Origin of the sequence: Sporosarcina ureae, assembly GCF_002101375.1 — a bacterium.
Lineage (GTDB): Bacteria > Bacillota > Bacilli > Bacillales_A > Planococcaceae > Sporosarcina > Sporosarcina ureae_B.
This window is the reverse complement of the sequence record NZ_CP015207.1, coordinates 2,624,780-2,647,932: the sequence shown is the minus strand read 5'-3', so window position 1 is coordinate 2,647,932 and position 23,153 is coordinate 2,624,780. Positions and strand designations below refer to the sequence as shown.

At 42.9% G+C, this 23,153-nt stretch carries 18 protein-coding genes; 2 read left to right on the top strand and 16 right to left on the bottom strand.

What is annotated here, in order from left to right; translation table 11 throughout:
* Positions 1-82 precede the first annotated feature (82 nt).
* The 3 genes from SporoP8_RS13015 to SporoP8_RS13005 form a co-directional block, all read right to left on the bottom strand.
* Entirely contained in the window at positions 83-2,731 is a 2,649-nt protein-coding gene (locus tag SporoP8_RS13015; protein ID WP_085132902.1) for an MMPL family transporter, read from the bottom strand.
* Positions 2,732-2,734: 3 nt separating this feature from the next.
* Positions 2,735-3,181: a MarR family winged helix-turn-helix transcriptional regulator gene (locus tag SporoP8_RS13010; RefSeq protein WP_099629156.1), complete on the bottom strand. Its 447-nt coding sequence runs from the start codon at positions 3,179-3,181 to the stop codon at positions 2,735-2,737.
* Between the two features lie 114 nt (positions 3,182-3,295).
* Positions 3,296-4,405: a YeiH family protein gene (locus SporoP8_RS13005; protein ID WP_420066743.1), complete on the bottom strand. Its 1,110-nt coding sequence runs from the start codon at positions 4,403-4,405 to the stop codon at positions 3,296-3,298.
* A 40-nt stretch (positions 4,406-4,445) separates the two neighbouring features.
* Between SporoP8_RS13005 and SporoP8_RS13000 the strand changes: the two genes are divergently transcribed.
* The gene (locus SporoP8_RS13000) at positions 4,446-5,360 is read left to right on the top strand and encodes a LysR family transcriptional regulator (protein ID WP_085133641.1); all 915 of its coding nucleotides are present in this window, start codon (positions 4,446-4,448) and stop codon (positions 5,358-5,360) included.
* A 126-nt stretch (positions 5,361-5,486) separates the two neighbouring features.
* Here SporoP8_RS13000 and SporoP8_RS12995 read toward each other — a convergent pair whose 3' ends face one another.
* From SporoP8_RS12995 to rbsK, 7 genes are all read right to left on the bottom strand, one after another.
* Positions 5,487-6,794 (bottom strand): globin-coupled sensor protein, encoded by a 1,308-nt coding sequence (locus tag SporoP8_RS12995; protein WP_085132900.1) that lies wholly within the window; start codon positions 6,792-6,794, stop codon positions 5,487-5,489.
* Positions 6,795-6,959: 165 nt separating this feature from the next.
* On the bottom strand, positions 6,960-9,062 hold the full coding sequence (locus tag SporoP8_RS12990) for a methyl-accepting chemotaxis protein (protein WP_085132899.1): 2,103 nt from the start codon (positions 9,060-9,062) through the stop codon (positions 6,960-6,962).
* A gap of 158 nt (positions 9,063-9,220) precedes the next feature.
* Positions 9,221-10,342 (bottom strand): virulence factor, encoded by a 1,122-nt coding sequence (locus SporoP8_RS12985; RefSeq protein ID WP_085132898.1) that lies wholly within the window; start codon positions 10,340-10,342, stop codon positions 9,221-9,223.
* Between the two features lie 21 nt (positions 10,343-10,363).
* Positions 10,364-12,244: an ABC-F family ATP-binding cassette domain-containing protein gene (locus tag SporoP8_RS12980; protein ID WP_085132897.1), complete on the bottom strand. Its 1,881-nt coding sequence runs from the start codon at positions 12,242-12,244 to the stop codon at positions 10,364-10,366.
* Positions 12,245-13,825: 1,581 nt separating this feature from the next.
* Positions 13,826-15,448, bottom strand: coding sequence for a M20/M25/M40 family metallo-hydrolase (locus tag SporoP8_RS12965; protein WP_085132894.1), 1,623 nt, complete (start codon positions 15,446-15,448; stop codon positions 13,826-13,828).
* Between the two features lie 93 nt (positions 15,449-15,541).
* Positions 15,542-16,066: a DinB family protein gene (locus SporoP8_RS12960; protein ID WP_085132893.1), complete on the bottom strand. Its 525-nt coding sequence runs from the start codon at positions 16,064-16,066 to the stop codon at positions 15,542-15,544.
* 152 nt (positions 16,067-16,218) lie between these two features.
* Positions 16,219-17,109: a ribokinase gene (gene rbsK, locus SporoP8_RS12955; protein ID WP_085132892.1), complete on the bottom strand. Its 891-nt coding sequence runs from the start codon at positions 17,107-17,109 to the stop codon at positions 16,219-16,221.
* Positions 17,110-17,285: 176 nt separating this feature from the next.
* On the opposite strand from rbsK, the gene SporoP8_RS12950 reads away from it, so the two are divergent.
* On the top strand, positions 17,286-18,638 hold the full coding sequence (locus tag SporoP8_RS12950) for a YjiH family protein (RefSeq protein ID WP_085132891.1): 1,353 nt from the start codon (positions 17,286-17,288) through the stop codon (positions 18,636-18,638).
* A gap of 24 nt (positions 18,639-18,662) precedes the next feature.
* Here the strand turns inward: SporoP8_RS12950 and SporoP8_RS12945 are convergent, their stop codons facing one another.
* The 6 genes from SporoP8_RS12945 to SporoP8_RS12920 all read right to left on the bottom strand — a co-directional run bounded on the left by SporoP8_RS12945 (position 18,663) and on the right by SporoP8_RS12920 (position 22,927).
* Positions 18,663-18,929, bottom strand: coding sequence for a hypothetical protein (locus SporoP8_RS12945; protein ID WP_157111263.1), 267 nt, complete (start codon positions 18,927-18,929; stop codon positions 18,663-18,665).
* Between the two features lie 471 nt (positions 18,930-19,400).
* Positions 19,401-19,733, bottom strand: a complete 333-nt coding sequence (locus SporoP8_RS12940; RefSeq protein ID WP_085132889.1) for an antibiotic biosynthesis monooxygenase — start codon at positions 19,731-19,733, stop codon at positions 19,401-19,403.
* Positions 19,730-20,149 carry an ankyrin repeat domain-containing protein gene (locus SporoP8_RS12935; RefSeq protein ID WP_085132888.1) on the bottom strand — a complete coding sequence of 140 codons (420 nt, stop codon included), beginning with the start codon at positions 20,147-20,149 and terminating at the stop codon, positions 19,730-19,732. Before SporoP8_RS12935 ends, SporoP8_RS12940 begins: the two co-directional genes overlap by 4 nt.
* Positions 20,115-20,930, bottom strand: a complete 816-nt coding sequence (locus SporoP8_RS12930) for an ABC transporter ATP-binding protein (RefSeq protein WP_085132887.1) — start codon at positions 20,928-20,930, stop codon at positions 20,115-20,117. Before SporoP8_RS12930 ends, SporoP8_RS12935 begins: the two co-directional genes overlap by 35 nt.
* The gene (locus tag SporoP8_RS12925; protein ID WP_085133640.1) at positions 20,917-21,948 is read right to left on the bottom strand and encodes a FecCD family ABC transporter permease; all 1,032 of its coding nucleotides are present in this window, start codon (positions 21,946-21,948) and stop codon (positions 20,917-20,919) included. The genes SporoP8_RS12930 and SporoP8_RS12925 overlap by 14 nt, the downstream gene beginning before the upstream one ends.
* Positions 21,949-21,952: 4 nt before the next feature.
* Positions 21,953-22,927: an ABC transporter substrate-binding protein gene (locus tag SporoP8_RS12920; RefSeq protein ID WP_085132886.1), complete on the bottom strand. Its 975-nt coding sequence runs from the start codon at positions 22,925-22,927 to the stop codon at positions 21,953-21,955.
* Between the last annotated feature and the right edge of the window lie 226 nt (positions 22,928-23,153).

Here is a 23,153-nt window from a genome sequence, read left to right as displayed (position 1 = left end):
GTTTTTCCTTTCTTTACCCTGTAAGACTGGTCCTATAAACATAGAGAGAAGGTGCTCAGTCAGTAGCTGAGCACCTTTTCCTTTATCCTCTAAACGGCCACCAAACACCGCGTCCGAATGACATCGTAATGGCTGGAATTAACAGCGGTAAAATAATTAAACCATAGAGTAGTAACCCTGAAATAACAATCGTTGCGATTTGCATAAGACTCAAAACGCCTGAAGGCATCATAGCACCGAATGTGCCTGCCAAAATCACAGCTGCCGTAATAATCACGGTACCCATCTTCGCCATTGAGTACATCAACGCTTCACGAATCTTCATACCCCCAATACTCTCTTCGCGGAAACGATCGAGTAAGAAAATGGAGTAATCCACGCCAAGCGCAATCAGCATGATAAATCCGAAGAATGGAACTGCCCAACTGATGCCGTCATAACCAAGACCGTTGACGAAGATCAATTCCGTAATAGATATCGCTGTATAATATGTCAGCAATAGCGAACCGATCATATACAAAGGCATGATAGCTGAACGGAATAAGACCAAGAGAACAACGAACAAACCGACTAACATGATAGTTACCGTACGCGTAAAATCAGCGGACGAAATATCACTTAAATCTGAGTTAATACTAGAAATACCACTAAATGCCAAATCGGCATCTTCAAATGGTGTACCAATGACCGAGCGTTTCACCGTATCTTTAATTTCATGTACAGTAGAAATCGCTTCACGTGAATAAGGATTTTCCTTTAGGATGACTTCCATCAAAATTCCTTTTTTATCATCGAATGTATAGCGGTCGATGACTGGTGCAAACTCTTCATTACCAAGCGTACCTTTTGGAATGAATAAACCAGTATCGCGTACACTTTTCGTATCCGCCATATCATCCATCATACTTGCAATTTCTTGAAGGCCTGTCGTCACTTCTGCTAAACCGTCTTTGGAAGCTTTGACACCACTGCCTAGCTGTTTCAATCCACCTTTTAATTGACCGATTTGCGAACCACTTTGGTTGATTTGAGATCCAGCTCCTGCAATGCCTTTACTGATCTTATCCAATTCATTACCTAATGCATTCAACCCTCCAGCTGCTTGTGCGGCAGAAAGACCTTGTTGCAAGCCACCCGAAATCTGCGCGAGCTGGCCATTGATATGCTCAATACCGTTTGCAGCTTGAATTAGGCCACTGCCGCCACTAGTTCCACCGGCAGGCAATTGATTAGCTACGTCGCGTAAATTATACTGCACTGCCGCTAATCCTAAACGAATTTCCTGTATCCCATCATTCGCTTGGTTTAAGCCATCTGCCATCAAACCGATTTGATGATCTACATATAAGTCTTCCAATATTTCACCAGTCGGTCGTGTGATAGTACGAACACTTTTGACTCCCTCAACTTTCTCCAAGTCTCGGGAAATCGCTTCTAAATAGGTGATATCTCCTTCTTTAACGATTGGAGAATCTTTCTTTACTACTACTTGTACTGGTAGTGAATCCCCTTCACCGAAAGCATCTGAAATAAGATGTAATCCCTTTACAGACTCTTTACTTCCATCAATTTCATCTACCGTATTGAAGGATAGATCATTGTCATACGTCAATAATAGCGGAACCGTAATGATGGCTACGATGAACATGGAAAGTAATGGACGCATAACAGATAATTTGCTGAACGCAATCCATAATTTACTATCCTTATGAGTAGCTGAACCTTTTGCAGGCCAGAATAATTTGTCTTTCAAAATAGACATTAACAGCGGTACGACAGTGAATAGAACGAGCATTAACACCGCAATCCCTACCGCTACTGCGACTGCCGATTTAAATATTGGGAAGTCTGCAAAACCGATTGCCGCGAAACCGATAAATACCGCAAGTGCACTGATGAAAAGTGTGCGGCCTGCTGTTTTATACGTATTAATAATCGCTTCTTCCACGTCATGCCCTGCTAGTAACTCTTCTTTATAACGACTTAACAACAGAATACAATAATCCGTTCCAAGACCGAATAAAATTGCCACTAAAAATATTTGGGTATAATTCGAAACCGGGAATCCAAACCAGTCGATAAAGAACGCTACGAATGACTGACTTAATAAATAGGTGATCCCTACCGCCACTAACGGGACGAATGGTGTCACAATCGAGCGGAAAACAATGAGTAATAAAGCAAAAATCAATACAACCGTAATAATCTCCGTCTTTTTTAGCCCTTCTTGCGCACTCTCATTTACGTCATGATTGATGATTAATTCGCCAGTCATATACACTTTGTCTTTTTTAGATACAATATCTTTTTTTATTTTATCAGCCAACTGAATGACTTCATCATCTGTACCGTCTACCGTTATAGGAAGTAATACCGTTTTGTGATCTTCAGAAACGAGTTGGTCTTCCATGTCTTTACTTTCAAACGGATCTAGAACATCCGTTACAACCTTGCTGGCATTCGCAATCTCTTTGGCAGTCGCAGAAATTTCTTGTTTCTTTGCTTTATCTGCCGGTTCATCGAGATCATAGACTAGCGAAATCGTTTCATCTGCTTGGCCTGCATCTTCTAGCATTTGTGCAGCCTTTTGGGAATCTGCTGAGTCGAGCAATTGGAAGGAACCTGCTTTTTCCGCCTGCTTTGCCAAATCGGGTGCTACTATAAATAAAACAGCAGTCAGTATAACGATACCGATCGCAATAGGCCATTTGAATTTTACTATCGTTTTCATGCGTTATCTCTCCTTCATTACTAAAATCGATTTAAGTTTACGGAATGTCTTAATGAATTGTTCGAGCTCCTGTTCATCAATTTGGTCTGTGAACAGGTTTTCGATACTTTCATTTATTGCTGCATTTGAAACAGCTAGTACTTCTTGGCCTTTTTGGGTCAGTGAGATTCGATTGATCCGCTGATCGTTCACGTCTTTTTCAGACTGCACCAGGTCTTTTTCGGTCAGTTTCTTGAGACGTGTCGAGATGGCGCTTTTATGTACGCCTTGAATCTCTGCCAGTTGTCCGCTAGATAGATGGCCATAGGCAGAAAGTATTTTCAGTACTTGGATTTGTTCTGGTGAGTAATCTTTCCAGATAGGAACGTCCAAGTTTTTCACGACATGTTCCGTGCCGTAGATCATGACTTCTTCAAATAGTTCTACTGCTTCTTGAAGTTGATAATTCAAAATAGTCTACCCCCTAAACCAATAATTAATAGTTTAGGGAGTAGACTAAATAAAGTCAAATAAAAAAGCTAGCTTTAGAGATATTTCTCTGAAGCTAGCTAGTTATGAACCGTATTAAATAATAAAGTAGGCGATGACCGATAGTAGTATGGATGTAATGGTCATCGCGGCTAGTGGTCGCATGGCTCGATCTTTCAAGTCTCGTAAACTAACGTTGAGTCCAAGCCCTACCATGGCCGCTGTCAGTAACCATGTAGTCAATGTGAAGACGCCTTCCATTACGTTGTCTGATACAGGAATGGAATGACCGAACACGTAGCTTCCTAGGATACTTAAAACGATAAATCCTACAAGGAACCACGGAAATTCAATTTTAGCGCCCGTTTCGTCTGTATCTTTATGTTTACGTTTCATGATAAATATTAAAATGAAGCAAAGAGGTACTAATAGGAATACACGACCGAGCTTGGCTAGCAAAGCAATGGCTAAACCGTCTTCGCCTGCCGGTGCCCCGGCCAAGGCTACGTGTGCCACTTCATGTAAACTGATTCCTGCCCACATTCCGTACTCAATTGAATCGAGCGGAAGAATTGGACGCAGAATGGTATAGCCGATCGCAAACACCGTACCCATTAATGCGATGATTCCTACACCTATTGCTGTGTCTTCATCTTTTGCTTTGATAATCGGTGCGACCGCTGCAATTGCCGCTGCACCGCAGACACCTGTTCCGACACCTAAAAGCAAGGAAATATTTTTATCTGCCTTAAATACTTTAGCGAGCCAAATAGTCATGAAGATAGCGAAAATGATGACACCTACATCGCGCGCGAGTAAGCCGAGTCCGTCGCTTAAGACTGTGTCTATATTTAATTTCAAACCGTATAAAATGATGGCTGTGCGAAGCAAGCGCTTGGATGAGAAAGCAATCCCACTTCTTATTATTTCAGGATAGCCGAAGAATTGACGGTATGCCACCGCGATAATAATCGCACATGCCAGTTGTCCGATATGATCGAAACCTGGTACTTTTGCTAGTAAATATCCTAAAAATGCAATAAAGAATGTGAAAGCTATTCCACCGACCCACGATATCCATTTAGATGGACGTTGTGGTGCGTGCTGTTCTGGTGACCTATTTAAAGAAACCACGATGACAACACCTCCTACTAGTAGTATAGAAAATAGCTCGCTATAAGAGAAATAACTATTTATAATAGCTATGATAAGTAAATCTATATACATAGAAAGGAGTTGCTTCCCTATCGATCCGCAACTACAAGTATTCATTGAGGTAGCTGAGCAAAAGAACTTCTCTAGAGCAGCAAAAGAACTGCATATGACACAACCTGCTGTCAGCCAATATATTCGCTCATTCGAAGAATCCATTGGTGTACGACTGCTCGAGCGAACTAATAAATACGTTCGACTCAACCAAGCTGGTGAAATTGTCTATCATCATGCAAAAGAAATCGCGGGCCTGTATTCCAAAATGCAAAACTTAGTCGATGACTTGGCTAATAAAGCTAGCGGCCCTCTTACCATTGGAGCTAGCTACACATTTGGCGAATACGTCTTGCCTCATATTCTGTCTAAACTTGTCGCAGATTATCCATCGATTGAACCACAAGTCACAATTGGCAATACAGCTGACATTGCGGAGTTAGTCATCACGCACCAGCTCGATGTCGGTTTAATCGAAGGGCATTTCAAGGAAGCTGCACCGCTTCAAAATGAGGATTTCGCAGAAGACGAAATGTACGTCGTGACTTCCATTGAACATCCACTGGCGCAAAAAAAAGGGCGCCAATCAATCACTGCACTAGAAGACGAAATCTGGCTATTACGCGAAGAAGGTTCTGGTACACGCGAGGCGGCAGAACTATTCTTCTCCCAGTCTGGATTCTATCCGAAGCGCATTATGCAATTCAGCAGTACGCAGCCGATTAAAGAATCTGTTGAAGCCGGACTTGGCGTCAGTTTGCTGTCACAGTGGGCGATACAAAAGGAATTGCGCCATGGTGATTTGACAACGCTGTCGGTGAAAGGAACGCCATTCAAGCGGCATTTCTCTATCGTGACGAATTCTCCGTTTCAAACGAAAGCGTTGCAGGTGTTCATTGATTTATTGAAGAATAGCAAGGAATTAACGGTTTTGAATGTCGGGACGTCATCGTGATGGTCATTTCTGGATTATGGTTAGATGCATGAAAGTGGAGTCACTTTGGCACTGGCTTCGCCTACTACAGCAAGAGCGTTCGTTGGATTGCGTGTAGCGTAGGTATACCTACGGAAGTTATCTAACTTACAAGTCATCTGCTAACTGAATTAATCCATCTGATGAATGAGCAATGGTTTCAATTGCCTGATTAATCTCTTCTAAGATTTGAACCGTGCTTTCGATGGATGTATGTGATTCAGCTGTTTGTTCTTTCATCCCGCTTACCGCTTGGACAATCCCGTCATATGATTGCGTCACTAGCTCGTTTCCTTTTGCACTTTCCTGAATTAGTTTTTCCATCTGCTTCATAAAGTTAGACATTTCGGCGATATTCGCATCGGTGACTTCAATCATGCCGGTAACTTTACCTATTGCTTGTTTAGTTTCCACCGACAAATTTCGCACTTCTGCCGCAACTACAGCAAATCCTTTACCATGCTGACCTGCTCGCGCTGCTTCAATTGCTGCATTCAATGAAAGTAAGTTTGTTTGATCAGCAATGGAAGTAATAAGCGTCACGACTCCTTGGATTTGCTCTGAAGAATGATGTAACGCCTTCATCCGGTCCTTGAAATCTGACATATACTCCACCATTTGGCCAAATTGTTCAGTTTGAGTGACTACCAATTCTTTGCCTGTCAATGAAGTTTTCTCGGTTTCCGTAATAAATTGTAGGTTGTGAACGGTCATATTTTCTAATACGTGTGCTTTTTTGGATAGTTCGTCTGTTGATGCACTCGTCTGCTGACTGATTGCCGCTAGATTCTGGGACGTATTTAACACTTGATCTTTCACGACCGCTTTGGAATGTTCTACTTCCTGTCGCTTCACTTTATTCTCTTCTTCATATGCATCCAAAACCAATTGTTGTTCAAAGTTCATGACTTTCATAAACGCACGCAATGTATTAAATTGTCTTTTCTTGGGCAAGTCCTGTTGTTCAATAAAAGCAAAAAACTCTTCGTACAATGATTCTACTGCCGCTAAATACCATTTCGGTTCCAAACCAATGCGGACGTGCACCTTCGCTATAATGCGACGTTGTTTCAAATAGTTCTCGTCAATTTCCCCTTGAAATATTGACTGCATATGTTTCGTTAATGATTTTTTCAAACGGTCCATACTACTATGCTCCGCAATAATATGTAGAAGTTGAGGCTGATCATCCATCGCTTGATAGAAACGATTGGTCATCATAGGTAAAATAGGTTGCATTTGCACTTGCATACAGGAGAGATACTTTAAATCTTGCTCTGTTAGATTAATCATTCGCAGTTGCTTTTTTACAGCCGGATATCTTTCCAACGATATAATACCAGTACTGTGCTGTTCGAGGTCTTCCATCTCTTTTACCGTTGCTAGATTCTCACCTTTTTTAAATAAACGTAACACTTGGCTTCAACTCTCTTTTAAGATATTAGTGTAGTAAACTATTAGTATATCATTTCATTCTACTTATTAAGTGTTTACTTACCTCGCCCCCCTTTCCTTAATGACGCTTGAATTCAGACAAAAGCAGAAGTGGACGATGCCACTTCTGCCGATTACGCTATTGAATTACGATAATTTGAATCGATCAACTACACTTCGCAGTTCCCCGGCGATCTGATTCATTTGATTTGTAGAATCTGCTACTTGCTCCAATTCGCCTTGCTGTGCGGCAGCTGATGCACTCACTTGTTCAGATGAAGCAGCCGTCTGCTCGGAAATGGCAGAGACATTTTGGATGGCTAAAATGGCTTCGTCCTTATATTCCATCATTTCAGCAAGTTTTTCGGATAGTTCCGTAATCGATTGGCGAATTTGATCGATGATGCCTGCATTTTGTACAAACGACTCTTCTGTATCCGTAACGGACTGGTTTTGACCGTCCATTGACTTCATATTCAGTTCAATGACATCGACCGTCTGCTGTGATTCTGACAAGATTTCTTTCACGGTTTCTTGAATTACTTCAGTTTCACTGCGGGATTGTTCCGCTAGCTGACGTACTTCATTCGCAACAACTGCAAATCCCTTACCGCTTTCACCCGCTCGAGCCGCTTCAATGCTCGCATTCAGCGCTAGAAGATTCGTGCTTGCAGTAATATCATGCAATGTTTGAATGACTTGATTAATAGATGAAATTTTAGTGGTCAATGTTTGGATTTGCAACTGTACTTTTTTATTCACTTCATTTGCTGTCGTATTATGAACACGTAGTTTTTTCACTTCCGTCATTCCATTTTCCGCAGAATTGGAAGCGTCTGTAGACAACTGATTCATGGTCATGAACATCGTGTGGATATGATCCATACGGTCCGCTAAATCAGAAATTCGTAGACTTGTTACTTCAGTATCTTCGGATTGTTTAGAAGCTCCTTGTGCGATTTCATCTGTCGCTACCGATACTTCCTGATTCGCAGCTACTAGCTCTTCGAAAGCATGTGTGACTTGCGAGGATGAATCGCTCAACTGACCTGAAGACAACTGCACGGTTTGTAACGCCGCATTCGTCTGACGCAACATATCGTTATAAGCAAGTGCTACTAATCCTATCTCATCATGGCGGATATTCTGTTCATCTACCATCATCGTCAAGTCACCTGCAGCAGCAGTTTGCATTGATTGTTGTAACGTTTTCAACGGTCTCAATTGACGATAAATGAAGATTGTAGATGCACTTGACATCAGCAACACGATGGCAATGGCAGATATGACCGTAATCCACAAAATAGTAGTAAACGTATCTAGAATTTCAGATTTTGGTGTAACCGTTTGTACTGACCATTTCTCATTGATTCCTTTTAAGTTAATAGGAGCGAATGCATTAAATGCTTCTTCATGCAGACTTTTAGAATCCACATACATACTCGCCAATTCACCTTGATCTAGGTCCACTTTAGCACTATTCCAATCAATTGCATCGGCCATATTACTAGTATTTAATTCAGGCTTCAAACTGTTCGCTGTGATATAACCAGCATCTGTAATGACAGACGCATAACCGCCTTTTGGTTGAATCGTCTTCACTACATCCGTCAAGAAATCTATAGATAAATCGGTGGTCAACAAACCAAAATAGTTTCCAGACGCATCTACCATCGGAACGGAAATAGTAGTCATGAGGATGGTTTTACCATTTGTTTCATACGAGTAAGGTTCTGTTAATATCGGACGGACTTCATTTTTGGGAACAGTATACCAACTATTCGCTGTAGAATCATCCATGCCACTTAATGGTTCTACATCCGTAGTATTGTCTTGCTTAAAGACGTATGGAATGAATTGCTGATTATCATCTAGCAAATTCTTCGGTATAACTTCCCCTTCAGCGAACGCGGACTGATTGATTACCGCCGCCATCCCGGTAGCGTCCTCATTTTTCTTCAAATTGCTTTTGATGATCCGGATAATTTCCTCCGGTTCCATATCGCCTGCTGCTTGTAATGTTTCCAATATGTGACTTGTTGTGCGTAACATTTCATTTGTTTCATTCAGTTTTGCACTAAGAACAAGTGAATTTTTATTTGCACTTTCCAACGCAAATTCCTCAGCATCTTTAATGCTTTGCTTATGTAACATGACGCTAGTAACGACTGAGTAGACCAAAAATAGTAATAAAAATAATGCGATAATTAGTCCCGAGAGTTTCATCGCAATACTTGCAGACTTCTTCACTTCATGAGCCCTCCTAGTAAATTATGATCAGATCAATAGTATACCTTTAGTCCTTGCTAAAAGTATACCTTTTTATCCGAAAGTCACAAAAAAACCTTGTCAGGTAGACAAGGTTAAGGATTTGAGATACATAACGACTCCCACTGGGCTTTACTAAATTAGTTAGTTCTTTCGGTCATTTGACGCCAAATAGAGCCTTTTGCCTCTTCGCCTTCTTCAATTCTAGCGATCGCCATACGGACCTGCAGTTTCACTTCAAATTCGTTATCGTTTTCTGCTTCGTGCAGTGCGGGTAATGCTCGTTCTGTTCCAGATTCATAGAGGAACATAGCGGCACGCCAACGGACCAACTTGTTTTTGTCTTGTAATAAGCGAATAGCAGCAGATTCAAAACCAACATAGCCAAGGTCGCTCATACAGTCAGCAGCTGTACGGCGAACCGCCCAACTTTTATCTTCGAGTGCTTTTTCGATAAACGGAATGACTGTTTCATCCTCGATCATACCTAGGTACACGGTAGCCAATCTGCGGATGGACATTTTCTCGTCTTCAAGTGCTTGCGTAAGTACTGGATAATCTGAAACGTCAGGGTCTGGCATTTGATCCAATAAGCGGAAGCGCGTTTCCCATTCCGGAACAGTAAATTCCGCCAGTGTCACTTTCTCTCCACGAACTTTTGTTTCTTCGTCTGCCTTTTCTGCTTTTATCACAAGCTCATGCAAGCGTGTTTCAGGATACGCAGCTTCAAGTTCTTGTACAACTTGCTCGCCCACTTCCTGCAATTCTCCGTAGCGGATTCCGTAATCTACCCATTTGCGAAGTAAAATATAGTTTTCCACTTCGGAATGATGAACGGTTTCCATCGCTTGAATGAAACGTTCACTTAAGCCAAACCGGGATTCCTCATCACTATTGAACACTTTCACTTGCAACGGAATCTCTTTATACGTCTGTACATGCACGTAGACTTCGCCGAAATGCTCGTCTATCTTTTGCTCTTGCGCTTGTTCTAGCGATTCGCCGTCTTCATTTAAAACAGAGCGTACTTCGGCAAGAATAGATTCCCACGCAACGTTCCCAATTCTCTCTACTGCCATAAAATCTAGTACATGATAGATTCCTTTAATTCCTTGTATAGCTAAAAGAGAACGTACCGGCTCAGGTGCCTGTGCTTCATCTTTCTTCTTATAGTTATGGCTTGTTCCATCAGGTAAAGGGGTATCTAAAATAATTTTCATAGAATTTGGACTTGGTGTCGGTTCAATCGATTTGATTTTCAAGAAAAATCTCCTCCAATGTAATTAATCAGCTAAATCCTGTAAGTAAGCCCAGCGCTCGACCAGTTCTTCATATTGTTGATTCAGCGTTACTAGCTCTTCATCCAGTTGGCGTAGCTGATCGTAATCTGAGCCTGTAGTCGTCATCTGTTGTTCCGTTTCTGCTATATTTTCTTCTAACTTTTCTATATCCGACTCAATCGTTTCGTATTGCTTCTTTTCAGCGAATGTCATTTTCTTTTTTGGCGCTGTAATTTCTGAAGCAGGAGTAACAACCGCAACTTTAGCTTGTGGCTTCACTTCTTTTGTATTCTTTTCATCAAGGAAATCTGAATATAGACCAAGACGTACATCGATTTCACCTGAGCCATCAAGAATCCATAACTTACGTGAGATTCGATCCAAGAAGAAACGGTCATGGGAAATCGTCACGACTACACCAGCAAATGTATCAATGAACGATTCCAAAACGGACAACGTTTCGAGATCCAAATCATTCGTCGGCTCATCCAACAGTAAGACATTTGGCTGTTCCATCAATAGCTTTAATAGATAGAGACGTTTGCGCTCTCCACCTGACAATTTCCCGATCGGTGTTCCATGGGCAGAAGACGGGAATAAAAACCGTTCTAACATTTGCGTGGCAGACAACCGTTCACCATTCCCTGCTTCAATGTCATTGGACGTCTCACGGATATATTCAATGATTCGTTGATTTTCCTTCATTGGTGGTAAATGTTGATGGAAATGAGCAATCTTTACGGTAGAGCCTATATCAACTTCACCCGAGTCCGGCATAGTCGTGCCATCTAGCATTTGAAGAAGTGTCGTCTTCCCTACACCATTCGGTCCGATAATTGCAATACGTTCTTTCGCCTGTAGAATAGCAGAAAAACCGTTCAATATCACTTTGTCGTCAAATTTTTTCGAAATATTGTTGATTTCCAATACTTTTTTACCTAGACGTGTCGTTTGTAAATCCATTTCAAAGTCTAGTGACTCATCAGTCTGCTTCACTTTCGCTTGAAGATCATCAAAGCGATCGATTCGCGCTTTCTGTTTCGTTGAACGCGCTTTTGCACCGCGGCGAATCCATTTCAATTCACTACGGTAGCGATTACGGTCTTTCTGATCCGAAGCAGCTGACATCTCTTCTCGCAGTGCTTTTGACTCCAAATAATCTGCATAATTTCCGGTATGCGAATAAAGCGTTTTATCCGCTAATTCGTAAATATGCGTAGCAACTTGATCCAGGAAGTACCGATCGTGTGTAACGAATAATACTGCCCCTTGAACATTTTGCAAGAAATCTTGTAACCATTGGATCGATGCAACATCCAGATGGTTCGTTGGCTCGTCCAACAATAGTAAATCTGCTGGTTCGATCAGCACTTTAGCTAATGCTACTCGTTTTAGCTGACCGCCCGACAGTTCACCTAGCTTTTTATCGAATGTTTCAATACCTAGCTTCATTAAAATCGTCCGCGCTAATGCATTCAAATCCCAGCCGCCTGTTTCATCCATTTCATTTTGATAATGGGAGTAACGTTCCTGGAACTCAGGATTTGAGGAATCTTCAGTTAGTTGCTGCAGGGCATGCTCATAATTGAGGTTTGTACGTATAACAGGTGCATCGCTTTCAAATACCGCCTCCATTACGGTTAAATCTGGATTCACAATCGGCTCTTGCGGTAAATAGGCTACACGGAATTTATTCGGATGATCCATTATAATCGTATCTGCACTTCCATGTCCGGCAAGAATAGATAATAACGTAGATTTACCGGTACCATTAATACCGATCAGACCAATTTTATCTCCGCTCGTCAAATTAAAGCCAACGTCTTTAAAAAGGGTTTTATCTCCAACCGTTTTGGTTAATTTCTCTACTACTAAATGACTCATCCTGGCACATCCTATTCTTAAATTGCTTCTAGTCTTAGTATAGCCGAAATTCGAGTAAGTTGAAAACATGCACGTCTGTGTACTATGTATTGTTGTGTTTGGCGGGTAATAGAAGTGAGTGGAGTGGAGCGTGGGAAAGTTGTTTTTAATCATCCAACTGCTGTCGGATTACGTTTCTGTAAAGCGTGCGTAATAAGCGGCGTTGGGTTGTAGTTTAGCTGGCAGTGTAAGTGGAGATTCCATTGCCCCCAATCCGGTGCTGGTTTTCCTTTTGTTAGAAACTCAAACTAATTCATTTCCCCAAAGTAGCGCAGGCACAACTGCGGGGTAGGCCGTGGCCATGAGACAACTGGCAGCACCATCGCCAGCTGGCTCATGGCTGGAGGCAATCCCCCACGTGCCTGCGCGGGTCCAGAAAGTGAACACTCGCTAACTTCAGTTCCCAAAAATAAGTCGAGCGACGTACCCAACAAAAAGTGCGCAAGAAATACATGTATCACAATGTCACTGTTTTTCTTTTTGTTAGGAACACAAACTAATTCATTTCCCCAAAGTAGCACAGGCACAACTGCGGGGTAGGCCGTGGCAATGAGACAACTGGCAGCACCATCGCCAGCTGGCTCATGGCTGGAGGCAATCCCCCACGTGCCTGCGCGGGTCCAGAAAGTGAACACTTGCTACCTTCAGAATCCAAAAATAAGTCGAGCGACGTACCCAACAAAAAGTGAGAAAGAAATACATGTATCACAATGTCACTGTTTTTCTTTTTGTTAGAAACACAAACTAATTCATTTTCCCCACAGTAGCGCAGGCACAACTGCGGGGTAGGCCGTGGCCATGAGACAACTGGCAGCACCATCGCCAGCTGGCTCATGGCTGGAGGCAATCCCCCACGTGCCTGCCCGGGTCCAGAAAGTGAACACTTGCTAACTTCAGAATCCAAAAATAAGTCGAGCGACGTACCCAACAAAAAGTGAGAAAGAAACACTTGATCGGTATCACCATGTTGCTAGTTTTTCTTTGTTACAAACACAAACTAATTCATTTTCCCCACAGTAGCGCAGGCACAACTGCGGGGTAGGCCGTGGCCATGAGACAACTGGCAGCACCATCGCCAGCTGGCTCATGGCTTTAGGCAATCCCCCACGTGCCTGCGCGGGTCCAGAAAGTGAACACTCGCTAACTTCAGTATCCAAAAATAAGTCGAGCGACGTACCCAACAAAAAGTGAGCAAGAAATACATGTATCACAATGTCACTGTTTTTCTTTTTGTTAGAAACACAAACTAATTCATTTCCCCACAGTAGCGCAGGCACAACTGCGGGGTAGGCCGTGGCCATGAGACAACTGGCAGCACCATCGCCAGCTGGCTCATGGCTGGAGGCAATCCCCCACGTGCCTGCGCGGGTCCAGAAAGTGAACACTCGCTAACTTCAGTTCCCAACAACCAGTCGAGCAACGACCACAACTAAAAGTGACAAAGACCCGCAGCCGCATAGTTATTCTGCCTACCGCTTTTATAAGTCGGGTAACATACACTTCCCTACAACTACATCAATACCACGTAAACGTTAAGAAACCTCACCTAGACTTCGGCTGGTTCATGCCCGCAAGCTTCTTCACCAACTGCTCCAACAACACCGGCATCTCCCTGAACGCACTATCGATATGCAACCGCTCTGTCTTTTGATGCGCATCCTTACCAAACGGCCCCACATTTAACACCGGTGCAGTGAGCTTGCGCATATCTTCAAACGGAATAGAATACGTCTCACCATAGACCGGCGTATTCTCTGCAAACGCTTTCCAATGATCTTCTTCATCCTTATAATGCACATAACTTAAATCGCAAATTCCATTAAAATAATGTACCTGTTCAATTGTCAGATCAAACACTTGCGCACGCTCCTGCAAAAACTCAATCGATTCCTTTACAAGTGGATCTTCAGACGAGTTAACAGCTGGATAATAAGGGGGCGCATAGAATAGAACGGTCGCTGGCCCAAGTTCCTGACACTCCATCATTAATGTGTCGACAATACGTATACATTGCTCGCGGTCATCCCATTCTTCTTGCAATAGCACTTCTTGTTTTAATCTGTTCACTTCGTTTTTTCCTAACTGATCTTCAGCGTACTTTAGCAACTCTTCAAATCGCAGTACACGAATATCTCCTAAAGGCACAGCCGATTCACGATCACACACTGCTTTATAATGTTCATCACACTGTGCCATCGCTTCTTTTGCTACTTGTTCAAATAAACACATGATTTCAGCGGCTGTCCGCTTGAATAAGAAAACATTATATAACGCAGCTGCCCGCTGTGGTGTTTGTGTAGAGTACTGCGTTTTCAAATCTTTCTGATGCAGTGTGACAGGAAGAGGTGTTGATTCGTTCTGCTCTATTTCACGGAATAAAGGATTCCACTCCATCTTATGTGTCAAAAACGACGCCATATAATCTGCAGTAATCCCTTTTAACGGTTCGCCGACATGTGTTTCTTTCCCATAGAATAATGCGGCAGGCATAATCTTTCCAATTGTCCCCGAATAAATATATTCTTTCGTATCCGCAGGTCCTTGTGAAAATGAAGGCTCACCGTTCAAGAATAATTTATAGCGGTGACCTTCCTGTTCTTGCAGACGTACAAGTTCCTTTACCGCAGCCCGCATCCCCGCTGAGTTCACTTCTTCATCCGGTACGGTACATAATAATAAATTAATAGGCCAATTTTCCATACTTGCTCGCTCGATCAACTGTATATGTAAAGCCAACCCCATCTTCATATCCATCGTACCTCGGCCGAATAGATATTTTCCAGATTCTAAGTCAAGACGTGCAGCTTCAGGCAACATATCTTTATTTTCTAACAACTTCTTCGTCAGCTCTTCCGGATGGAAAGCGAGTGGTTCAAGTGCTCCATATTCATCTGTTTGCACAGTATCAAAATGACTGATTAACACAATGGTATCTGTGGCATCAGGATGTTTATAAAGAGCATGCACGACTTGCCGCCCGAGACCCGCATCATGAAGTGTAATATGGTCAGGATTCTCAGTGAAATATTCCAGTTCGCTCAACTTATTTTGCAACTTCCAGGAAAAGAAACGCTCTCCTTCCGTCAACGAACGACTATCCCAACTTACTAGTTCACAAAGCAATGCACGTAGCTTTTCAGGGGTATCAAAACGGTATCGATTCATTCCAACTCCTCCTTCATGGATAGGTAAAGTATAGCTGATTTGCAGCAAGATGAGAAAAGAACTTGCACCATAGGAGGCAACAAGTTCTTTTTATTATTTAGACGTTGAAACTAGCTGGACACGGGCTGACTTCACTTGCTCCACTGCACGTTTCAATTGTCGTAGATGACGTTTTTCGTGGAATCCTACGAAACGGAACCATTGAATTAACGGCACATTTCCAAAAATCGGATGCTTGAGCGATTTACAGCGAAGTTCTGTAATGGTGGCAGATTCATAGATATCCAACAAGTAATTTCTAGATGCATGCAACTTCTCTTTCACTTCTGGAATTGAAAGATGCATGTCTGTTGGTTGTGTATATTCCATGAAGTACGCCTTTACTAAAGGACTTGCCGATACACTGATCGGTTTTTTGAATACACGTAAACTCTCAGGATTTTTCAATTCTTGGGCGATGTTTGTAGCAACTCGACATTCCATTAAAGCTAAATGTTCTACAATCTGTTTGGGTGACCAGCCGCCATGTGATGGTGTTCCGTTAAATTCCTCATCTGTTAAGCCATCAATCAACTGCAAGATGCGTTTACGGACCTTGATGTTTTCTCCAAAAACCATCAACATCTACCTCCATTTCTTCCTCGTAATCCACTCTATTGCCATAGCATACGCCTTTTGTTCAGAGATTTAAAGGGGGAACGGCTAGATTTTTAGTAAAGCTCGTCAGCGGTGACAGACCAGTGCCAATCAGGCTTGATATAAAAGGATTTCTACTTATTTTCATTCGCCAGATTTTCTGCTTTTTTTACTACTTCTAGCATAGTTGGCATACCGCCTTGTGCACCAAATTTGCCTACCGATAATGAAGCCGCCACAATGGCGAACTCAACGGCAGACTGTAAATCACTCCCTTGCACTAGTCGGCTGGCGAGCGCTCCGTTAAATGTATCCCCTGCACCTGTCGTATCCACAACTTGCGCAGGCACACCCGGCACAAAGATGATTTCCTCGTGATCGTGGTAACAAACACCGTCTTTTCCAAGTGTCACGAGCAGTTGATTCGGATAGTTTGTCACCGTTTCTTCTATTGAAGTACCGAAGAGTTGTGCACACTCGGTTTCATTGGGTGTCAGATAACGAACATATGGCATGTATTCCATTTGAAAGCTCGTGGAAGGCGCCGGATCCATTATGATAGGCACTTCTAAGTCTTTACACAGCTCGAGCACATACCACACAGTATCTACAGGAAGTTCCAGCTGCATCATTACCAGTTGACTAGCTCCAATAATCGATTTCAATTCCTTCATCCGTTCTAGACTGAGCGCATGGTTCGCTCCTGGTATGGAAATGATTCGGTTATCCCCTTCCGTCAATAAAATAACGGCTACGCCAGAAGGGCCTTCTACTTGCGTGATATACGAAGTGTCCACTTGTTGCTTCCGCAAATTAGCCACAATCATTTCTCCGAATGAATCCGTGCCCGTCGTACCAATTAACTGAACTTTATGGCCAAGTTTCGCACATGCTACAGCTTGATTCGCCCCCTTGCCACCAGGTGCCGTCTGAAAGTCCTTTCCTCTAACGGTCTCGCCTTGTAAAGGAAACGTATCCGCTTGTGCAATCAAATCTATATTCGCGTTGCCAATTACTGTAATCATGCCTACGCCTCGCTTCCTTTCTTTTTTCGATCATATACGTTCGAATATGCTATTTCCATATAGACTGCTTGCTGACTGAAAAGTTACACTTTATGCTAAAGTATTTACATCGACTCGTTAAACAGTATAATGAATAAATATACATCAATTAGATTATGCGCAAGGAGAGAAATACCTTGAAAAAATATACAGCTAGCACTTGGCTAGTATTCTTAATTCCGTCTATACTCGGTGTTCTATTATTCATGATTCCACTACCATTTACGGCGGGCTGGAAAGTACCGATTGCCAAATTAGCGGATATATTGTCTGGCTCATTGGAACCGATTATTCCACAACTTATGATGTGCTTGATCATTGTGTCTGCACTCGGATCGGTGCTTTATCTATTCGTTAAAAAAGATCCTAACAGACCTTCATTCTTTACAAATTTATTCAAAGTTACACCATTTTGGACGATTACCCGCATTGTAGGGGCAATCTTTGCCATTATGGTCGTCTATAAATTAGGTCCTGAAGCGATTTGGAGCGAGAATACAGGCGGATTGCTACTTGCAGGTGATGGACTCGTTTCCTTCCTGTTCAGTATCTTCTTCTTCGCCGGTCTGCTACTTCCTTTATTACTGAACTTCGGTTTGCTCGAATTCTTCGGTACGTTGATGGTGAAGATTATGCGACCATTATTTAAATTACCTGGACGCTCTTCTATTGATGCACTGGCTTCATGGATTGGAGACGGAACGATTGGTGTCTTACTTACAAGTAAACAATACGAAGACGGCCACTATACACAGCGTGAAGCAGCCATTATTTCCACTACGTTCTCTGTTGTGTCGATTACCTTTACACTCGTCATCATTGACAAAGTCGGTCTCGGAAATTACTTCTTACCATTTTATGCGACCGTTCTGTTTACAGGATTGATCCTCGCCTTGATCATGCCGAGAATTTATCCATTACGTTCAATTAAGAATACGTATATTGACGATCGCGAATATTCCACTGAGAATGAAAAACTGCCTGCCGGAACAAGCGTAATCAAACTAGGACTTACTAGCGCTCTCGAGACAGCTTCAAACCAACGCTCTGTTATGAAGACAGTTCGCGCAGGAATGCAAAACGTGCTCGACATGTGGTTCGGCGTCGCACCAGTAGTCATGGCTTTCGGAACAATCGCTTTAGTAATGGCTGAGTATACGAGTATATTCCGCATTTTAGGCAAGCCGTTTGAATATATCTTGAATTTCTTGCAGATTCCTGAGGCTGCAGAAGCCGCACAGACGATGGTCGTCGGATTCGCGGATATGTTCTTGCCTGTGATTTTAGCGGAAGGCGTTATTACATCGCCTATTACCCTATTTACAATTGCAGCCGTTTCCGTAATCCAGCTCATTTACATGTCCGAAGTTGGTGGCTTGATCTTAGGTACTAAAATCCCATTGAATATTTTCGACTTACTCATCATTTTCTTATTGCGAACAATTATTGCCTTACCAATCATTGCAGGTATTGCACATTTGTTGTTTTAAGCAGAGTGAGAACCCGTTACTTCTTTATGGAGTGACGGGTTTTTGTTTTGGATTGAGCGGATCGCGCGACTGATAGAGCGCTTCTCCACCAACATTGAGCGAATCACGAGACTGATAGAGCGCTTCTCCACCAACATTGAGCGAATCGCGCGACCGATAGAGCCCTTCTCCACCAACATTGAGCGAATCGCGCGACCGATAGAGCCCTTCTCCACCCACATTGAGCAGATCACGCGACCGATAGAGCGCTTCTCCACCAACATTGAGCGGATCGCGCGACCTATAGAGCACTTCTCCACCAACATTGAGCGAATCGCGCGACCGATAGAGCGCTTCTCCACCAACATTGAGCGAACCTCACAACCGATAGGGCGCTTCACGCCTCACATTGAGTGAATTACATAATTAATAAAGCACTTACCTAAAAAAATAGTTCATTTTCATCCCATTTCAACACAAAAAAACTACCCTCATTTAAGAGAGCAGCCAAATGAAACAGCTTGAAAGCAACCCTGCTGGAATGTCGTGAATGTCCGCAAGTAAAGGGAGGGTTGCGTTTGAGAATTAGCATGACAAAGCAATGGTGGGCTTTTGTACGCTAATTTCCAATAAATCGACGTGTACAGTTTGCTTTCAAGTGTTTACGCGATATACGGTGTGCTAACGGATTACCGAAAGCCTTCTATACAGTAGAAGCCTATTCCACTGTATAGAGCGCAATCGGGAAGCCAGCGACAAGTTTGTGCTTGCCGCTGTGTTGAATTACTCGGTTTCTGCTGGTAAGTGCTGAACTTTCACATCAAATGTCTTCACTTCATTGCCTACTATTGGACTCGGTTCTTTCGGTGCTTCGGTGTCGTGCGCTTTGGCATTTTCACGACTATGTAGCCATTTGTCGAAAAATTGACGGTCTTCCCATGTCGTACACACTTTTATTTCGTCATGATCCTCGCCCTCTTCATTCAACAATACTTCCATGCGAATGAAGCCTTCAAACGTGTGAACAGTTTTCGCTTTTGCAAAACGCGCGGTTACTTGCTCGCCTTTACCTTTTTCAACAAATATTGTATTGATTGCGATTATTTTCTGCATCATATTACCTCCATTTGGATTGACTGTAAATATTCGAAGACGGGCACTGATTGTTCGCCACCGACTGCTGCATGGCGAAGTAACGGAATGCCGTGTGGACCTTTCAGTTCATCCCAGTTCGGGTACCATTTCAACAACGCTTTGACAATTTCAAGTTCACCGAGCATAGCAGCTGCGAATATATCCATACGTGCACCTTTTTTCAATAAATACTTCGCAATATCGTGATTGCCAGTATGCGCTGCAGCCCCGAGACCACTTTCCCAGTCATCGCCACCCCAGTTCATAACAGCATGTACTAAATCAGGCTCCAGTTCAATTAGCTTTTGTACTTTTTCAAAATCACCATGTGCTGCAATTAAATAGTCTCGTACCAACGCTTGGTCAATAGGTTGCTTCTTTTCTGCTTGCGTTCTCATAGCATTCACCCTTTTCTAATTTACTTGGTGTGAAAAAGCATTTTCCATTATTCATGAAAATCTCCGCGTCTATTTCGAAAATGGAATGGAACATTTCTTTGCAGAGAACACATTGTGGAATTCCGTCAAAACGTACATTACCATCTTTCAACACAATCAGGCGGTCGCTGTAACTTGCCGCTTGGTTGATATCATGGAGAACCATGATGACAGTCATTCCGTACATTTCATTTAATTCCATGACCAGTTCCATCACTTCCAATTGATGCGAAATGTCCAAATACGTAGTGGGTTCATCTAGCAATAATACTTTCGGCCGCTGAGCAATGGCCATCGCAATCCATGCACGCTGACGTTCGCCACCGGATAATGATTGCAACATGCGATTCTTGTACTTCTCCAACTTCGTCACACCGATTGCCCAATCAATAATCTCCTGATCTTCGCGACTTAACTTGCCATAGCCCGACCGGTGGGGATGACGACCGAATTCTACTAACTCGCCTACCGTGACATCAAGCTGATGGTCTTGCATTTGCGGAAGCATAGCTAAATTCCGTGCCACTTCTTGGGATTTCATTCGTTTCAATCGTTCGCCGTTCAACAGAACTTCACCGCTTCCTGGTGTGATCAGTCTAGAAATCAATCGCAGAAATGTCGACTTACCTGACCCATTTGGACCTAATAAACTGACGATTTCTCCTTGCTTAATATGCAAATCAATGGATGTTAATTCGAATGAATCCGAATGACGGTAGCTCAGTTCCTCAGTTATTAGCAAATGAATCCCTCCGTTTTTGAATGAGATATAAGAAGAACGGTCCGCCGAGGAATGATAGTAAAATTCCGACCGGCAGTTCGATTGGATTAAATAACGTACGGGCAATGGTGTCCGCTACTACGACTAACAATCCACCACCGAGCGCGGAAGCCGGCAATAAAAACCGGTAATCCCCTCCTACTATTGAGCGCATGATATGTGGAACGACGAGACCAACGAAACCAATAAGTCCCGAAACACTAACAGCCATTCCAGCAAGTAGCGTACTTAACACGATAAGGAAAAATCGACTTCGCTCCACATTATGCCCGAGCAACTTCGCCACTTCGTCACCTAAACGCAATATTCGGATATGCTTGACCGAGAAGATGGCTAGCACGAAAGCAGCAAGCGCATAATAAATAATCATTTCAAACTGTACCCAGCCGACACCTGCGATTCCTCCAGCAAGCCAAGGCAACACCGCTTGCACGCGATCGCTGTACAAGAGCATCAATGCACTCATACATGCGCCAATTACCGCGTTAATGGCGACACCGACTAAAATGATGCGTAAAGGCGATGCCCCGCCTCTCCATGACAAGGCATAGATTACAACGGCTGTTGTGAGCGCTCCAAGAAATGCGGCAAGCGGTAAAAACATGATATAGGCTGGATAAATAATCATGATGATGGTGGCCGCAAGCCCTGCCCCTGATGAGACACCAATAATTCCGGGATCAGCCAACGGGTTACGCATAACGCCCTGTAATATCGCACCTGCGACTGCGAGACTAACTCCCACAATCATGCCGACAAGCACACGCGGAAAGCGAAGTTCCCACACAATTCGCCGTTCCATCGTGTCATTTGCTACGAAGATCCCGTCCCAAATTTCCTGCAAAGAAAACGATACTGGACCAATCATTAAGCTCAAGACAGCTGCGATGAGGAGTAAACTGCCACTTACAACAAGGGTAATGACCCGTTTTGTGGCTAGTGGATGACGTTCTTTCTGCGTCTGTTCTTCCGTTGCAATCACGTTATTTAACCTGTCCTAAGCTATCTTTCATCACGTCAAGTGCTTCCACTACTTTTGTACCAGGACTCGTACCAAATAAGTGAGAAGGTAAGACGATGACGTTTCCTGCCTTCACTGCATCTAAGTTTTTCCATGCCGGATTCTTCAACATTTCGCCTTCGAATGCCGCTTTGACCGCTTCCGGTTCACCATGAGTGATCAACATCACCATTTCAGGATTGCGTTCAATGATTTTCTCTACGCTTAAACTTGCATACTGTGGGAATTTTTCTTCATTCGGGAAATCACTTGCAATATTTACTCCACCTGCCAGTTCAAGTAGATTACCTGATAATGAATTCGGAAGTGCCACCATGTATGTACCGGGTGCTCCGTACACTAATAATGTTTTCACAGCATCTGCTTTGTGCGCTGTGCTGTTTTCAATTTTTTCAGCGATAGTGTCTTGAATGGTTTTTGCTTCTTTTGCTTTATTAAATAGCTGGCCAAATAGTCCAATTGTATTTTGAATGTCTTCCACAGAGTTAGCTGCTGTGTAAACAATCTTCGTTCCTTGGCGCTCCATGTTCGCTTCATGTTGTTTGAAGCTTGGTGCCGCAATAATGAGTTCAGGATGTATTTCTGCAATCTTCTCAAAATTCGGCTGATGCGGATTCCCAATTTCAGCGATTCCTTCTAACTCTTTATTCGGTGGTCCTTGCACTGTTGGTCGTCCGTCTACTTCTATACCGAGCGCTAGTAGCATGTCGAGATCACCCGAACTTAGTGTTGCGACAGATTTTGGCGTTTCGTCGAATGTTAAAATTTGGCCTGTCATGTCTGTCACTTCGATACTTGTATCAGTTGTTTTCTCTATCTCTTCTGCTTTTACTGTAGATGTATCTGTTTGATCTTCAGCTTTCTCATTCTCCGCGCTACACGCACTGAGTACAAACAGTAACATCAGTACGCTTATCACGCCTGCTAACTTTTTCATCTCTCTTCATTCCCCCTCGAATACAATGAGAATGTTTCTCATTGAGGTTTATCATAGTCGATAATGAGAATCATTGTCAAATAGATTCGTGAGAATGAATACTTTGCACTAGTGCTAGACTGTTAAAACAGATGAGTTTTTTCTCTACGTATTATGTGTTATTCACAATCGGAAACTCCGATTAACAAGAGTTATTGAACGTCAAAAAAAGCCTCGCACAATCTGG

Coding starts and splice junctions, on each gene's coding strand:
- SporoP8_RS12935 (WP_085132888.1), bottom strand. CDS start 20,149: ATGAGAACGCAAGCAGAAAAGAAGCAACCTATTGACCAAGCGTTGGTA.
- rbsK (WP_085132892.1), bottom strand. CDS start 17,109: ATGATTACAGTAATTGGCAACGCGAATATAGATTTGATTGCACAAGCG.
- SporoP8_RS12940 (WP_085132889.1), bottom strand. CDS start 19,733: ATGATGCAGAAAATAATCGCAATCAATACAATATTTGTTGAAAAAGGT.
- SporoP8_RS12965 (WP_085132894.1), bottom strand. CDS start 15,448: ATGAATCGATACCGTTTTGATACCCCTGAAAAGCTACGTGCATTGCTT.
- SporoP8_RS12960 (WP_085132893.1), bottom strand. CDS start 16,066: ATGGTTTTTGGAGAAAACATCAAGGTCCGTAAACGCATCTTGCAGTTG.
- SporoP8_RS12980 (WP_085132897.1), bottom strand. CDS start 12,244: ATGAGTCATTTAGTAGTAGAGAAATTAACCAAAACGGTTGGAGATAAA.
- SporoP8_RS13015 (WP_085132902.1), bottom strand. CDS start 2,731: ATGAAAACGATAGTAAAATTCAAATGGCCTATTGCGATCGGTATCGTT.
- SporoP8_RS12920 (WP_085132886.1), bottom strand. CDS start 22,927: ATGAAAAAGTTAGCAGGCGTGATAAGCGTACTGATGTTACTGTTTGTA.